General features: G+C 69.4%; 14 protein-coding genes and 1 tRNA gene. 4 read left to right on the forward strand and 11 right to left on the reverse strand.

Annotation, left to right across the window (positions count from 1 at the left end; all coding sequences use genetic code 11):
• Positions 1-13: 13 nt before the first annotated feature.
• A complete protein-coding gene (locus tag H1Q64_RS08735) occupies positions 14-1540 on the reverse strand; it encodes a class I SAM-dependent methyltransferase (RefSeq protein WP_237903178.1) in 1527 nt (508 codons plus the stop codon).
• 293 nt (positions 1541-1833) lie between these two features.
• On the opposite strand from H1Q64_RS08735, the gene H1Q64_RS08740 reads away from it, so the two are divergent.
• Positions 1834-1909: transfer RNA gene (locus H1Q64_RS08740), tRNA-Lys, on the forward strand.
• A gap of 88 nt (positions 1910-1997) precedes the next feature.
• Here the strand turns inward: H1Q64_RS08740 and H1Q64_RS08745 are convergent.
• The 7 genes from H1Q64_RS08745 to H1Q64_RS08775 form a co-directional block, all read right to left on the reverse strand.
• The gene (locus tag H1Q64_RS08745; protein ID WP_237903179.1) at positions 1998-2453 is read right to left on the reverse strand and encodes a MaoC family dehydratase; all 456 of its coding nucleotides are present in this window, start codon (positions 2451-2453) and stop codon (positions 1998-2000) included.
• Between the two features lie 234 nt (positions 2454-2687).
• Positions 2688-3011 carry a DUF1153 domain-containing protein gene (locus H1Q64_RS08750; RefSeq protein ID WP_051657784.1) on the reverse strand — a complete coding sequence of 108 codons (324 nt, stop codon included), beginning with the start codon at positions 3009-3011 and terminating at the stop codon, positions 2688-2690.
• Positions 3012-3225: 214 nt separating this feature from the next.
• Positions 3226-3954 (reverse strand): flagellar hook assembly protein FlgD, encoded by a 729-nt coding sequence (locus tag H1Q64_RS08755; protein WP_237903180.1) that lies wholly within the window; start codon positions 3952-3954, stop codon positions 3226-3228.
• 40 nt (positions 3955-3994) lie between these two features.
• Positions 3995-6016 carry a flagellar hook-length control protein FliK gene (locus tag H1Q64_RS08760; protein ID WP_237903181.1) on the reverse strand — a complete coding sequence of 674 codons (2022 nt, stop codon included), beginning with the start codon at positions 6014-6016 and terminating at the stop codon, positions 3995-3997.
• 227 nt (positions 6017-6243) lie between these two features.
• Positions 6244-6759, reverse strand: a complete 516-nt coding sequence (locus tag H1Q64_RS08765) for a flagellar basal-body protein (RefSeq protein WP_237903182.1) — start codon at positions 6757-6759, stop codon at positions 6244-6246.
• Complete coding sequence (locus H1Q64_RS08770) at positions 6752-7159, reverse strand: rod-binding protein (protein ID WP_237903183.1); 408 nt, start codon at positions 7157-7159, stop codon at positions 6752-6754. The genes H1Q64_RS08765 and H1Q64_RS08770 overlap by 8 nt, the downstream gene beginning before the upstream one ends.
• Positions 7159-8331, reverse strand: a complete 1173-nt coding sequence (locus tag H1Q64_RS08775; protein ID WP_237903184.1) for a flagellar basal body P-ring protein FlgI — start codon at positions 8329-8331, stop codon at positions 7159-7161. The genes H1Q64_RS08770 and H1Q64_RS08775 overlap by 1 nt, the downstream gene beginning before the upstream one ends.
• Positions 8332-8583: 252 nt before the next feature.
• On the opposite strand from H1Q64_RS08775, the gene H1Q64_RS08780 reads away from it, so the two are divergent.
• Both H1Q64_RS08780 and dksA read left to right on the forward strand, forming a co-directional pair.
• Entirely contained in the window at positions 8584-9000 is a 417-nt protein-coding gene (locus H1Q64_RS08780; RefSeq protein ID WP_014240995.1) for a flagellar assembly protein FliX, read from the forward strand.
• Positions 9001-9189: 189 nt separating this feature from the next.
• Positions 9190-9609, forward strand: a complete 420-nt coding sequence (gene dksA, locus H1Q64_RS08785) for an RNA polymerase-binding protein DksA (protein WP_035675009.1) — start codon at positions 9190-9192, stop codon at positions 9607-9609.
• Positions 9610-9687: 78 nt separating this feature from the next.
• On the opposite strand, the gene H1Q64_RS08790 is transcribed toward dksA, so the two are convergent.
• Entirely contained in the window at positions 9688-12306 is a 2619-nt protein-coding gene (locus H1Q64_RS08790; RefSeq protein ID WP_237903185.1) for a tetratricopeptide repeat protein, read from the reverse strand.
• A gap of 518 nt (positions 12307-12824) precedes the next feature.
• Here H1Q64_RS08790 and H1Q64_RS08795 point away from each other — a divergent pair.
• Positions 12825-13334 (forward strand): hypothetical protein, encoded by a 510-nt coding sequence (locus tag H1Q64_RS08795; RefSeq protein WP_237903186.1) that lies wholly within the window; start codon positions 12825-12827, stop codon positions 13332-13334.
• Positions 13335-13504: 170 nt separating this feature from the next.
• On the opposite strand, the gene flgH is transcribed toward H1Q64_RS08795, so the two are convergent.
• Positions 13505-14290 carry a flagellar basal body L-ring protein FlgH gene (flgH, locus tag H1Q64_RS08800; protein WP_237903187.1) on the reverse strand — a complete coding sequence of 262 codons (786 nt, stop codon included), beginning with the start codon at positions 14288-14290 and terminating at the stop codon, positions 13505-13507.
• A gap of 13 nt (positions 14291-14303) precedes the next feature.
• A complete protein-coding gene (gene flgA / locus H1Q64_RS08805; RefSeq protein WP_237903188.1) occupies positions 14304-15104 on the reverse strand; it encodes a flagellar basal body P-ring formation chaperone FlgA in 801 nt (266 codons plus the stop codon).
• Positions 15105-15128 lie beyond the last annotated feature (24 nt).

Here is a 15128-nt window from a genome sequence, read left to right on the forward strand (position 1 = left end):
TTCTGCTCGTCCGTCACGCCACGCTGAGGCGGCGCAGCGTCGGCAGCCGCAGGCGGGTGAAACGGTCGAACCGGACGCGCAGTTCCCCCATATTCGCCTCCTCCCCGTCGAGCCGGGTGCCGTCGCGTGACAGGGCGAGCCCATCCGCCGACAGCGCTTCCCAAGCGGTCGCCGCGGGGTCGGTGCTGTTGCGCCGGGCCAGCAGGAACAGCGCCTCCAGCCGCGACACCGCGACCCCGGAGCCGAGAACGGGGGACGCCAGCGTGCCCAGCGTGTCGTCGCGGCGGCTGCGCTCCAGTATGGTGGCGTTGAAGCGGTCGGCCTGGAGTGCGCGCGCCGCCTGACCGGCCTCGGGCAGGGCGGGCGCCACCAGCGCCAGGCTGGTCAGGATCATCAGGGCGCGCAGCACGGCCTCCTCGCCGTGGCGGGCGAGGGTGGGGAGGGCGGCCAACTCCGCCAGCGTGGGCGTGCCGGCGGCCAGCGCCTCGGCCAGCGGACCGTGCAGGTCCTGCGGCAGGGGCACGCGCCCGACCGGAGCCAGAACCACCTCCGGCAGATCGTCGGCAGGCACCAGAAGGGAGAAGCGGGTCGCGCGCAGCCGGTCCCGCCGTTCCGCCACGGTGAGCCGCTCCGCACCCTTCACGAACAGGTCGCGGCGGAAAGCACGGTTGGTCAGCAGGTCGCGCAAGGTCTCGCGGTAGGCCGGGTCGCGCGCCTCGGCCAGCAGAGACAGGGCGTCCGGCGGCAGGGACAGCTCGTCCATCTGCTCCATCGGGACGGCGGGGCCGGCGAAGTCCAGCTTGGCCGCAGCCAGTTCCCGCGCCACGTCGGCGTGGTAGAAGGCCGTCCAGTCGCGGTTCAGATATTCATGGGCGATGTAGTTGGGCGACTTGCGCTTCAGCGAATCCAGCCGCGCCGGCAGCGCGTCGGCCTGGGCGAACCATCCGGCGTTGAGGGCGGTGAGGCGGCTGGCGAAAGCCACGGCCTCCTCGATCCGCTCCGGCAGCGGGCCGGTGCGGTCGGCGCAATGCTCGACCAGGACGCGGCGCAGCGGCATGTAGGCGAGCGTGCCGGGCAGGGCGTTGTAGCTGACGAAGACCAGCCCGCCGGGCTTCAGCCGCCGCTTCAGCAACTCCACCAGGATCGCCCGGTTCTCCGCGCTGACCCAGGACCAGACGCCGTGCAGCGTCACGATGTCCAGGTCCTTGACCCCATCCTGGGCGTACTCGGCGAAGCTCTCCTCCCGGAAGGCGGCGTTGCCCAGCCCGGCCTCGGCGGCGAGGCGCTGGGCGCCGGCGATGTGGCCGGGGTTGAAGTCCACCGCCTCGAACCGGGCGTCCGGATGGCAGCCCGCCAGAACGGCGCTGCTCACCCCGTGGCCGCAGCCGATCTCCGCGCAGGCGAAGGACCCCGCGAGGTCCATCGTGGGTCGCCAGCCGCGTAGGGTCAGCGCGAAGGACAGCAGCGCCGGCGACAGTTCCCGATAGAAGGCGTGGATGTAGCCGATCCCGCCCACATAGCCCTCGGTCCAGCCCTGCATCGTCTCCACTCCTTCCGTCCGCTGGGGAAGGGTGATAGCGCCGGGCTTGGCCGGCTGTCAAAGAAGGCGGCCAAAAAGGCGGCCGGGAAGGGTGTGTGCGGAGCCGGAACGAGCCTTGTCAAAAAAATGCGATCCTATCCATTTTGATATCGACAAGCCCAAGACCCTTCGTTATAAACCGCGCCACACCGGCCGGGACGACGGCTTGGCCGGACAGGAACCCTAGTCGATACGGTCAGGCATCCCCTGACGCAGAGACAAAGGCTCCGGTGCCGGTGTGAACGAGAAGTGATGGGCGCATAGCTCAGTTGGTAGAGCAGCTGACTCTTAATCAGCGGGTCCAAGGTTCGAGTCCTTGTGCGCCCACCATTCCCAAGACAACGGCACGACAGCGACGCACACATAAAACGGCTGCCCTCGGGTGGCCTTTTGTGCGTTTGCGGCTCCGCTTGCGCCGTCACTCCGGAGCGGTGCCGGGGCGGCGGGGGACGAGCAGATTCGCGGTCATCTGCTGAACTATCTCGCCGTCCTGGTTGAGGGTGGTGGTGCGCACGCGGGCGATGCCGCGGTCGGGGCGCTTGGCCGACACGCGGACCTCCAGAATCTCGCTCTCGATGCGCAGCACGTCACCGGGGCGGGTGGGCTTGGGCCAGCGGACGTCCTCCACTCCCATCCCGACGAAGCCGCCGGCGAGCGCGCCGTTTCCCGTGACGATCATCCGCATGGTCAGCCCGGCGGTGTGCCAGCCGCTGGCCGCCAGCCCGCCGAAGACGCTGTCCCGCGCCGCATCGGGGTCGAGGTGGAAGGGCTGCGGGTCGAACTGTCGTGCGAAGGCGACGATGTCTTCCTCCGTCACGGTCACCGGGCCGCCGGTGAAATGGTCGCCGGTGTTCAGGTCGTCAAGATAGCGCATCGGTCGGTGAACTCCCGTGGCCGGTTGTCTCGCCGCTTTGCGTTAATCTTTGCTGGGCGGGAACGAAAGCGATACCTGCCACGTAAAAATTGCAAAGCAGCCGGGACGCAAAGTGTCAGGGCCGAAAAGGCCTATCTGGAAAATGCCTGCCGGGAAAGCGCCGGGACACAAAACAACGACGCCGCAGGGCGGGCCTGCGGCGGTCTGGTCCGGTCGGACGGCGAGCGAGGGCGCTTATTCGGCGGCGGTGCTGGCCATCCGGCTGCGCACGGATGGCGGCGGCTGGTTCCCACGATAGTCCTGCAGCCGCGTGGCGCGCAGGCCCCGCATGCCGTGGCTGTCGATCAGCCGTTGCCAGGACAGGAATTCCTCCACGGACAGGGTGTAGCGGCGGCACGCCTCCTCGAGGCTGATCAGCCCCGAACGCACGCCGGCTACGACCTCCGCCTTGCGCCGCATCACCCAGCGCTTGGTGTCCGGAGGGGGAAGATCATTTTCTGTCATCGGCCGTCCTGCTGGACCGATGACCGACGCTCCACTGGAGCCATCGTCGCTCATTTCAAGCTCGCGAGATGACATGCGCGGACGCTCCACCATCAGCAGTGTATTCCACGATTTGGTGGTAACCTACCCCTTCTCCGCTTAACAAAAGCCTAAACGATAGGGTTAATGTTTTAAGCATAAAAGGCATGGCGCATAGGCCCATCCGGACCCATGCCCATGCCTTTTTCCATGCGTTTGGACGACGCCTATGGGGGTGAGGGCGAAACCCTCAGTACACCTTGGAAAGCTTGGACAGCGGAACCTCGATGCTGCCTACGGACATCACCGTTTCGCCGTCCTTGTTGGATCCGATGCCACTGACCGTGCCGAAGGTGAAGGGAGTCGCCTTGATGATGTCGTCCTTCTTCTCGGACACCGGGGCGATGTTCAGGCGGTATTGGCCCGGCTGGACGGCGTTGCCGCCGTCGTCCTTGAAGTCCCAGTTCACGACATGCTTGGTGCCGGCGGCAGTCTCGCCGGTCATCGACCGGACGATGCGGTTCTTGCTGTCCAGAATGTCGACGCGCACCGATTTGGCGGACTTCTCCAGCTCGTAGGCCAGCGGGGCCGCCGTCATGCCCTGGGTGTAGTCGAAGCTGTCGCCCTCGAAGGTGACGGTGCGGCCCAGATAGGCGAGGTTGGTCGAGTTGGTCGAGGCGTTCTGCAGCTTCAGCAGCTTGTCCAGGCGGCTGTTGGTCCCGATGTTCTGCTCCACGTTCGCGAAATCGACCAGCTGCTTGGTCATGTCGTTCGTGTCCATGGGTTTCAGCGGGTCCTGGTTCTGCATCTGCGTGGTCAGCAGCTTCAGGAAATGCTCGAAATTGTCGCCCAGCCCCTTCACCGCGGTGTCGAGCTTCTGCTCGTCGGCGGTCTTGGTGGTCTTGGTGGAGGTGTCGGTCTTCGTCTTGGTCTGGTTCGTGTTCCAGCTGCTGCCGTAGTCGGTGTTGGTGGTGGCCATGGTCGTCGTCCTTCGCTGGAATGGCTGCAGCTGGTCTGAATCAGGCTTGGATGTCGACGCGGCCCGGGGCCAGCGTCAGGGTGTAGGCGGCCTGCGCATCTTCCACCTCGCCCGTGCCGCCGCCGAAGCCGCGGCCCCGCCGGCCCGAGCCGCCTTGCCGTCCCGAGTCCTGGAACGATTGGCCGCCTTCGCCACGCAGGCTGAAGTTGAGGCTGTTGCTGTCCGCCTTCAGTCCAGCGTCTTGCAAGGCGCGTTCCAGATTGCGGCTGTCCCGCTGGAGCAGTTCGAGGGTCTGCGCCTTTTCCACGGCGACCGACGCGGTGACCCGCCCGTCCTGGCCGATTTCCAACTTGATGTCGATGCGGCCCAGCTCGGCGGGGCGCAGATTGATGGTGAATTGTTCGTTGCCGTCCGACACGTTCTTGCTGATGTGGACCGCCACCTGATCCTGCACGCCCATCGGCAGGCCGGCGGAGCCGCGGGACGGGCGAAGCTGGGCGGTGGTCAGCCCCGCCTCCACGCCGCCCGCCGTGTGCACGCCCTCGATCCCGGCGAAGACCGGATGCGTGGGGGTGGTGGGGTGAGGCGCGCCGTCGGCCGGCGGGGCGGTGTCCGTGGCCGCCGCTGCGGCGGCCAGGAACGCGCTTTGCCCGGCAGACTTTGCCGGGTCGGCAACCGGTGCCTGGGGCGCCGGCGGCTGCGTCAGGGCGGCGTTGCCGCTCGGGTCCTGGTTGCCGCGGTTGCCGGCGTTGGCCCCGGCCTCGCCGTCCGCTCCGGTCCGGGTGGCGCTCTTTGCCTTGGCCGCGGCGAGTTCGGTCAGCGATTGCGGCAGCGGCGCGCTGTCGTCGTTCGGCAAGTCGGCAACGGGGAGGGCGCCGGTGGACAGCGCGTCGGTGGTCACCGCCGGCTTGTCCCTGGCGGCGGCGTCCTTGGCCTCGGCGTGGGGTGCGGGAATGTCGTCCTGCGGACCGCCATGCGGGACGACCGGCGCCGGCACGGCGTCCGCCATCGTCAGGGGCGCTTCCGCGACCGGCTTCGCCGCCGCGGCGGCCTTCACGGATTCGTCGGAGGTGACCTTGACCTTGCCATCCTGATGAGGAGCGGCGGCGGTTGCCAGGGCGGCGGCCAAGGCTGCATCGGCAGCGGTCTCGGCGGTCGGAGCGGCGGAAGGAGCATCCGCGTCGTCAGGAGTCGGAGCGCCGGGTGATGTAGCCTCCACCGCACCGTCTTCCGTCGTCGTGTTCGCCGCTTCGTCATCCGGCGTGCCGATGGCAAGCGGGGCGACGGCCAGCGACAGGGCGGCATCGATGTCGGTCAGGGTGGTGGACTGGTCGGCGGTCACCAGCTCCACGGTGGTCTCGGTCACAGTGACGGTCAGATCGAGGATCACAGCCTCGCCGTTCCCGTCCTCCGCGGGTTGGTTGCCGGCACCATCCTGTGTGGCGCCGTCATTCATCGCGCCGTCGGTCTGGTCCGGCGGAACCTCCTCCGCCGTGTCGGTCCGGACGGTGGCATCGGCGAGCGCCGGCTGTGCGGCGGTATCGTCCCGCGCCGTCTTGGCGCCGGCAGCCTTCGCATCCTTTGTCGCCTCCTTCGCCGCGGCGTGGTTCGCGGCGGCGGTCTCGCGCCGTTCGGTGCGCGCCGCGTGTGCGTCATCGCCGGCCTTGGCCGCGTCGGACGCGCGGGCGTCCTTGCGTTCGGCGGCGCGTTCGGCGGCGCGCTGTGCTGTGGCCTGGGTGGTGGCGTCGGGGGACTGGCGCGGCTTGGCCGGCTCCGCGCGGATGGGTTCGGGGCGGGGCGGCGGGCTGCGCTCCGCGGCCTTGCGCTCCGCGTCCCGGTTGGCGGCGGCCTGATCGGCGGCACTCGCCGCGGCGTTGCGCCGATCCTGGGCCGCACTCTCCGCCTGGACCTGATCGCGCTTGCGGGTGGCGGCCTCGCTGATCAGCCGGTCCATCATCGAGGCGAACTTGTCGCTTCGCGGAGCCGTGTTCTGGCTGGAGGAGGTCTGGCCCCTGACCAAGCTTTCGAACGCGGAGGGCGCGGTGTTCGTTTGGATGGCCATGGAACGGGTTCCCCGAAGCGGACAGGTGCACCCCATCCAGAAGCAACTAACGGGCCAGTTTCAGGCCGGCGCCGGCGCGTCCAATTGCCATTCCATGCCCGGCAGTTCCGTCCGCCGGGCGGCAAATTCCGCCGGGTGGCCGGCGCTTCTTGCCGGACCCGCAAAAGCCGAAGGGCCGCCCGGTCGGACGGCCCTTGCTGCGGGTTGCGATGATGCCGGGGGAGGCCTCAGAGACGGGTGTTGAGGGTGGCGGAAGTGGACGGGCCGTGACTCGGCGTGACGTAGGTCGCGCGGGGCGGAACCGGGGCGGTGCCGTAGGCGGGGGTGGTGGTCTGCCGGGCGCGGTTGATGGCGCCGACCACGGTGTCCACGAGGATCTTCTGCGCCGCGCTGTTCCGCCGAAGCGCGTCGGCGTTGGCGGCGGACGCCTCGTACAGGCCGCGCGTGGCCTCGCGCAGCTGGGCCTTGGCCTCGTCGGGCAGGGCGGCCATGCCCTCGCGGTCCACGCGCAGCAGGCGCGACACCTCTTCATAGACCAGCATCATCGGCTGCTTCTCGCGTCCCAGCCGGGCCAGCTCGGCGCTGGTGCAGTGCCGCATCACGGCTTCGGTCTCGCGCGCCAGATGGACGCTCAGCCGGTTCATCAGCTCGACCAGAGCGGCGGCGCGCTCCTCCGCGTTCTTGGGCAGATTGGCGGCGGGAGCCTTGGACGGCTGCGGGAAACGGACGTCGACCTTATCCATGGTTGCCCTCCTGTGCGCGCAGAAGCTCGCGGTAAACCTGATCGGCGATGCCGAACCCGCCGCTGCGGGACACCTGCTTGCCGTATTCGTTGGTCAGCATGGAGCGGAACATCTCCTCGGCATGGCCGCCGCCGAAGTTTTGGTCCACTTCGATCCCGTCGAACATGTGGCCCAGCATCTGGGAGACGAAGACGCTCTCGAATTCGTTGGCGGACTGGCGGATCTTGGCGCGGGTCGCCGGGTCCACCCTGCTTTCCGCGCTTTTGGGATCGACCAGATCGGTGCGCGCCGCCGTCCGGAAGCTCGCCTGCGCACCGGGCTGGGCGTTGCTCTGGGTGCGCTCGGCGGCCGCGGGCAGGCGCGGAGGCGGAAGGCCGGGAAGGGAAAGCGTCGTATCCATCAGATCACCTCGATCTCCGCCTGCAGGGCTCCGGCGGCCTTGATCGACTGAAGGATGGCGATCATGTCCCGGGGGCCCACGCCAAGCGCATTCAAGGATTGTACCAACTCCTGGAGCGTCACCCCGGAATTCATCACCGCGAGGCGGTTGTTGGACTGGTCGTCCACCTGGATGTCGGTGCGCGGCACCACGGCGGTCTCGCCCTGGCTGAAGGGGCCGGGCTGGCTGACCTGCGGCGTCTCGGTGACACGGATCGTCAGGTTGCCCTGGGCGATGGCGACGGTGGAGATGCGGACGTTCTCGCCCATCACGATCACGCCGGACTTTTCGTCCACCACCACGCGGGCGACCTGATCGGGGGTGACGCGGAGCTGCTCGATCTCGGTGATCAGGCCGACGATGTCGCCGCGCCGGGCCTCGGGCACGCTCAGCAGGACCGAGGAGGGGTCGGTGGCCTGCGCGCGGTTGCCGCGGAGCTGGATGTTGATGGCGGTGGCCACGCGCTGGGCCGTCGTGAAGTCCGGGTTGCGCAGCGACAGGCGCAGCACCGGCAACTCGGCCAGCGAGAACTGGATTTCGCGCTCGACGATGGCGCCCGAGGAGATGCGCCCGGAGGTGGGGACCCCGCGGGTCACGCTGGCCCCCTGGCCCTGGGCGGAGAAGCCCGACACCGCGATCGGCCCCTGGGCCACCGCGTAGACCTCGCCGTCGGCGCCCAGCAGCGGGGTGACCAGCAGAGTGCCGCCGAGCAGGCTCTTCGAATCGCCCATCGCCGACACGGTGGCGTCGATGCGCGTGCCCTGGGCTGAGTAGGGCGGCAGGGTCGCCGTCACCATCACCGCCGCCACGTTCTTGGTGCGCAGGTTGGTGCCGCGGGTGTTGACGCCCATCCGTTCCAGCATGCCGACCAGGCTCTGCTCGGTGAAGGGCGAGTTGTTGAGGCTGTCGCCCGTGCCGTTCAGGCCGACCACCAGGCCGTAGCCGATCAGCATGTTGTCGCGCACGCCCTCGACGTCCACCACGTCCTTGATCCGCGCCGACGAGGCCGAGGCCGGCGCCGACAGCGCGAGCAGCGCCGCGGCCAGCGCGGCCAGCATCGCGACCGCGCGCAGCAGGACGGCGGCGCGGGGCGCATGGCGCAGGGCGGCACGGGGCAGGGCGGTGGCGGTCATGGCGGGGACACTCCTCAACGGCTGTCCCTTCCTATACAAACGGCGTGCCAGAGCCGCGGATGGCAGGCAAAGCGCAGGATCGGCAAGGGGAAGCGGCGGCGCCGGATGAAAAGGCCGGAAATTGGCACCGCGTCCGACCGCTTTATGTCACGGAAGCGGGGCAATTTTTGCCCGATTGCGGCAAACCTTGACCGGATGTTAAGGTGCTTCCATCTAGAGTGTCGCGCTTTTCCGAAACCGGTTGCACGGAACATGAAAGTCGAAGGCCCCGGAAAACTTCGCGGCAGCAGCTCGGTCCGGCGCACGGGGAAAGCCGAAGGCTCGTCCGGTGCGTCCTTTTCCAAGCAGCTCGTCGGCGAGACCAACACCGCGCAGGGCGTCCACGCCGCGGCGCCGCTGGCCGGCATCGCCAGCGTGCTGGCGTTGCAGGAGGTGGACGACGCCACGGCCCGCGCGTCGCGCGGCAAGATGCGCGCCGAGGAGATGCTCGACAAGCTGGAGGAGATCCAGCACGGGCTTCTGGCCGGCACGCTTCCGGCGCAGAAGCTGATGGACCTCGTGAAGGTGGTGCAGTCGCGCCGCGTCCATGTGGACGATCCGCGGCTGGCCGACATTCTTGACCAGATCGACCTGCGCGCCCAGGTCGAGCTTGCGAAGCTCACCCCCTGAGCGCGGTTTCCGGCCATAGGACCGGCTTTTCGGCATCGGCCGTACGGCCATCGCCGAACCTTTCACAAAACTTTGCTTCTCCAAGGGCTTGTTCGCGCTTCGATAGGCGAAGCGCAGGGTTGCGGTTGCCGATGCGCCTACCTATACTCCGCGCCGCCCGGATCACCCTTTTGCGTTGGATGCTCTCGGATGTCGTCTCCGCTTCTGCCTAAGAACTACACCCCGTCGGAAGACGAGGAGTTCATGAATCCCGTGATGCGGGAATATTTCCGCCAGAAGCTGCTGCGCTGGCGCGCGGAGCTGCTGGCAGAATCCAGCGAGACCCTGAGCAGCCTTCAGGAAGGCGGCATCCAGGAACCGGACATCGCCGACCGCGCGTCGGCCGAGACCGACCGGGCGCTGGAACTTCGCACCCGCGACCGCGAGCGCAAGCTGATCTCCAAGATCGACGCGGCGCTGGAGCGGTTGCAGGATGGGTCCTACGGCTACTGCGAGGAAACGGGGGAGCCCATCTCCGTCCGCCGCCTCGACGCCCGCCCCATCGCAACGCTGAGCCTGGAAGCCCAGGAGCGGCACGAGCGCATGGAGCGCACCCAGCGCGATGACTGACGCGGCGGCTATCCTCGCTGTCTCGTGCCTCGCTGTCTCGGACAAGCCCCCACCGATCCCGGCGGGGGCTCTCGTCCGTCAGGAGTTGCCGTCGCGGCGGTGGATCACCGCCAGACCGGCCATGCGCTCCGCCCCGACCAGTTCGCTGAGGCTGTCGTACAGCTCCACGCGGCCCATCGCCGATTCGAGGGCGCGGCACTCCGCCGCCGCGATGTGCGGGCTGTCGATCCGGCCGTTTTCCATGAATCCGCGCAGGACATCGAGCGTGAGACGGTCCTCGGGGCGCTCGACGTCGGGGGGCTGCCAGTTCAGATCCTCGATGACGTAAACCCCGCCGGGGCGCAGCCGTCCGAACAGGGCGGCCAGCGTCATCTGCTGATGGCGCGAGGCGTGCGAGCCGTCATCGATGACGATGTCGAATGGACCGTCCTCCTCAGCCAAGCGCCGCAGGCCCGCGGCGTCGCCCTGGTCGACGCGCCGGGTCGTCACCCGCCCGCGGTCGAAAGCCGAAAAGTCTTCGATGTCCGCGCCGACGAGGACGGCGTTCGGGAAATAGCGCTCCCACATGCGCAGGCTCGGCACGTCGTCCTGCTTCCAGCCCTCGACCCGGCCGCGGCACAGGCCGATCTCCAGGACGCGCAGAGCCTCGAACCGCCGCGGTGAGAACAGCGCGTCATAGACCCGTGTGTAGTGATGCCCCAGCCGCTCGCTGCCCAGGCGGGGACCCTTGTCGGAATGAAAGCGCATGGCGAGGGCCGACAGGGAGGCGTCCGCGTCGTGCAGGGCGGTCAGTCGGCCCAGCACAGACTCCGCGTCGGCGTCCTCCGCCGGCGGTCCGCCGGGACCCCACATGCCGTTCCACAAATGCACGCCGGCAACCCGCTCGTCCGACAGCAGGGCCAACGCCCGTCCGCCGGGTTCGGCCAGCCAGGAATGCTCCGTCCAGTCGACGGCGTTGAAGACTGTCGGGGGCAGCACGCGGTCCAGCAGGTCCCGGCCCGGCCCGGTCAGCACGTAGCGGCTGAGCAGCAGCGGGCCGACCGCGCCGAAGCGGCGGTCGCTGCCGCTCATCAGGATGCGCATCGACTCCTCGAACAGCCGGCGCATGTGGACCGAGCCCCGCGGCGCGCGGATGGCGTCGCCGACCAGGGCGTGGCCGGCGTCCAGGCCGTGCCATTGCGAGCAGAACAGGTGGCCGGTGCCGAAGCTCAGCGGCTTCAGCAGGACGACGTCGGTGTCCAGCCACCAGCCGCCGAAGGCGTGCAGGGCGGCGTAGCGGAAGATGTCGCTGAAATAGCGGATCTCGGCGCTGCGGACGCACAGGTCGTAGACATGGTGCGGCACCACCGTTCCGGCGTCCTCCACCCGCACGCCATCCGGCACCCGGCCGAGCAGGGCGGGGTCGCCATAGCTGTACAGATGCACCGGATGCCCCTGCGCCACCATGGAGCGCAGCGCCAGCCGTGCCCCGGCGTTCAGGGGCGCGCCCGACCAGAAGGTGGTGATGCGGTCACGGGTCTCGGTGTCGTGGTGGCGGATGCGCAGATGCGGATTGAAACTCCGTGCCGCGGCGTTCCGGCGCTCGGGATGGGAGGCTTCGGCCAGGAAGGGCATGGCCGCGGCGGTCGCCCGGATCAGCGCGTCCAGATCGTCGTCGCCGGCCGGCGCGGAGCCGTTCGCCAAGCGGCGCATCCGGCGGTGCAGAAGGCCGGCGGCGAACGGGTCGCCCCGCCGGCTCCGCAGGACCGACAGGGTGGCCAGGGCGCCCTCCGCCGCCGGGTCGAGCGCGAGGGCACGCCGGCCGTCGGCTTCGGCCGACTCCGTGCCACCGGCGTCCATCCGGCAGACCGCCCGCGCGCTCCAGCCCGCGGAATCGGCAGGAGCGCGCTCCAGATGGGCGGTGTAGAGCGCGTCGGCTTCCGCAAGGCGCCCTTGGCGCAGGCGGGTGGCGGCGAGATTGCACAGCGGCTCGGGCCGCTGCGGTTCGAGCGCCCGCGCCCAGCCCAGCCGCCGGGCGGCTTCGTCCGGATCATCCCCGCTGTCCGGCGCGCGGGCCAGGATTCCGAAGAAGGCTGGGGACAGCGCCAGGGCGCGGCGTCGCGCAGCTTCGGCCCCGCGGACGTCTCCCGACCGTGCACGGGCATCGGCCAGATGGTACCAGGATTCCAGTGCGGTGGAGTCGGCCCGGACCGCGCCTTCCAGGACGATCGCCGCTTCCGCCGCGTCGCCGCCGGCCAGCAACAACCGGCCGAGATGGGTGGCGGCGCGGGCGTTGCCGCCGTCGGAAGTGCCGTCCCACATCAGGGCCGTCCGGTAGGCCTCCCGCGCCTCCGCGTGGCGTCCAAGCCGTTCCAGCAGGATTCCGGCGTTGAGCGCGGCGTCGGTCAGCGCGGGGGCCAGCCGCGCGGCCTCGCGGTAGTCGGCGACCGCGCCCTCCAGGTCGCCGGCTTCCTGACGGGCCATGGCGCGGTGCCGGAGCAGGTCGGCTCCCGGCGCGCGGGCCAGCGCCTCGCCGAGCAGGGCTGCGGCTTCGGCGAAGAGCCCGGCCTGCGCGTGAATGATGCCCAGCAGATGCCAGGCGGTGGCCTGATCCGGGTCGGCATCGAGGATGCGCCGGCACAGAATCTCCGCCTCCGCCGGGCGTCCAGCCTGATGGTGGTCGAGCGCGATGGTCAGCGCTTCTTGAATGGTTGCCATGACGCCAGTGGTCTTCAACCGCATGGCCTTGTCAACAGGAGAGTGCCGGGGACGGAGGGGAGCCCGGAGTCGGCGCGTTCCGGCCATGGAATGAGAAATGGGCGGCCTGCCCCTCTGTCGGAGCTTGGTTCGCTCGGGCCGGCCGCGAGCCCGCTGCAAGGAGCCGTCAACCTACCGGCCCCGGCCGGTTCCGGCCAGCCGGGGAAACGGGCTGCCACTCCCTGTCGCTCCCCCTATCGAACGAAGGACGTCGTCCGGTGGCCGACTCGCCCTTCGGCGTGGCGCTTCCGCACGTCTCGCCGCAAACCCGGTTCGACCGTCCACAACCCGATGGTGCAGGTTGTCAGAGCGGCCTGTTGACGGTGAAATGGACATCCTGAAGCGGATCGAGACATTGCAGGCCCTGGTCCGTGAGACGCAGACACGAAGGAAGCGTCTGCTGGACCGATCCGATGAGCGCCTGCGCTCCGCCGGAAAGGCGTTGGAAGGGTCTCACCGCCTGCTGAAAGGGAAGCCCCATGACCCAGACGCACCATCAGGCGAACCGCGTTGAGGCGCAGAATGCTGATGCGGAGGATTGGCGTTGCCGCAGCGAGGCTCGGCGCAGCAGGGCCGAAGAGGCCCGCGCCGGGGCGGAACGCACGCGCGAGGCGGCCGAAGAGGAACGGGCCGCGAGCTTCCAGCGTCAAGTCGAGGCAGAGGGTGCGCGACTCATTGCGGAAGAGGGTCGGATCACCGGCGAGGCGCAGCGGCAGGAAGCCGAGGAAACGCGAGCGCTGAATGAGGAAGCGCGCCGATCCGCCGAGATGGCCAGGCTTGCGGCGGAGGACGCGCGGCGTGTCGGGGAAGAGACGCGGCTGCTCCATGAGGCCACCCGGCGTTACGCCGAGGAAGCCCGGCTTCATGCCGAGCAAGCGCGTGCCGACGCAGAGCGCACACGGGCGGTGAACGAGGAGCAGCGCCAAATCCTGGAGGAGATGCGGGACACCGTCCGGCGTTACGAGGCTCTTCTGGCTCGGAACGGGTGACGGGGCGCCAACGGGGGCAAGAAGGGAGCGGCAGATCCAGCCGGGCGGCAGAAACTTCCCGGCCAAGCGCGTGCGAGCCGGCTGCGGTTCCCCGCAGCCGGCCAGAAGGGGCGCTGCCCCCCTTCCGTGCTGGTCGCTGGCGCGTTGCGGTCTTGGTCCCCGGAACGTCCTTAGAAGGGCATGATGATGTCGAAGAGCTGTTGGCCGTAACGCGGCTGCTGCACATCGGTGATCTGTCCGCGTCCACCGTAGGAGATGCGGGCCTCGGCGACCTTCTCGTAGCTGATGGTGTTCTGCGCGGTGATGTCCTCCGGCCGGATCACGCCGGTGATGATCAGGTCGCGCACTTCGTAGTTCACCCGGACCTCCTGCCGGCCCTGGATGACCATGTTGCCGTTGGGCAGGGACTGGGTGACCAGGGCGGCCACCTTCAGGGTGATCTGCTCCTTGCGGTTGATGGCGCCCTTGCCGTCGTTGGAGGTCGAGCTTGAAAGGTCCAGCAAGCTGTCGGCGCTCACCCCGTCGGGCAGCGCGCGTTGCAGGGCCTTGCCCTCGAAGCCGAGGAAGCTCGGCATACCGGCCTTCTCGGAGTTGCCGCGGGTGCGGGTGGTCTGGTTGTTGAGCTGGGCCTGGTCGTTGATCTGGATGTCGACGGTCAGCAGGTCGCCGACCTTGGCGGCGCGCTGATCCTTGAAGAAGGCCTTGGCGCCGGTCCGCCACAGCGAGTTCGGGTTGCGCTCCGTCGGCAGGGGGGTGGGCATCGGCAGGCTGACCGGCTGGTAGCCGGGCTGGGCCTGCGGGTCCTTGATCTTGGTGAGTTCCGGAGCGGAGCCGATGTCCGCCACGCGCGACATGGCGTTGCAGGCGGGCAGGCCGGCGGCGACGGCGGCGAGCAGCGCGAAGCGGAACGCCATGCGGACCGTGTGCCTGGGAGCGGTCGTCTTGAGGGCGGGCATGGGAGCTTTCTCCTTACTTCGCGATGACGCCGGGCTTTGCCACGGCGACGATGTTGGGGCCCGCGACCGTCGCTTCGAGGATGCGGTTCGATTGGGTGTTGACGACGCGGATCACGTCGCCCCGGCCGCCGTCCTGCAGGGCCTTGCCCTGGACCGACAGGGTCAGGTTCTCGGTGGCCAGCGTGATGGTGACCAGCGCGCCCTTGTCCACGACCCGCGGCGACTGCAGGTCGCGCAGACGCACGGGCTGGTTCACGGGAACGCCGCGGCGCGGCGTCAGGCCGATGAGCTGGGCGTCGGTGGCGGCGATGTCGCTGCCGGCGAGGTCGACGCGCACATCCTGCCAATCCACGTCGCCGGGGCCGATCACGTCGCCGGGCGCGATGCGCCGCGACAGCACCGGCACCTGGACCACGCCATAGGCGCGGCCCGACACCGGAAGGCGCACGACCGGGCGGGTGTCGGCCACGATCATCTCCGCGGCGAAGCGGCCCTGCACCGGGTTGTAGTAGAGGTTCTCCACCGTCAGGCTGCCGGCGCCCGCCGGGGCGCGCAGCTCGACCACCCGGTTGTCCAGCTCCATCTGCAGGCGACCCGTGGTGATCTGGCGGGACAGTGCGTCGGACAGCACCGCCTCGACATGGGCCGGGCTGTAGACCACCGCCTGTGCCGCCGCTGCCGCCGAGGCGCCGCCGTCCATCGTCTGGGCGAGGGCCGTCTGGGCGAGGGCCGTCTGGGCAAAGACCGTCGGGCCGCCGGCGAGGGCGGCGGCGAGAAGGGCGGAGCCGAGGATGCGCAGAGCGGGGCGGGGCATGGCGGGGATTCCTTGCAAAGACGA

This window comes from Azospirillum brasilense (assembly GCF_022023855.1).
Taxonomy (GTDB): domain Bacteria; phylum Pseudomonadota; class Alphaproteobacteria; order Azospirillales; family Azospirillaceae; genus Azospirillum; species Azospirillum brasilense_F.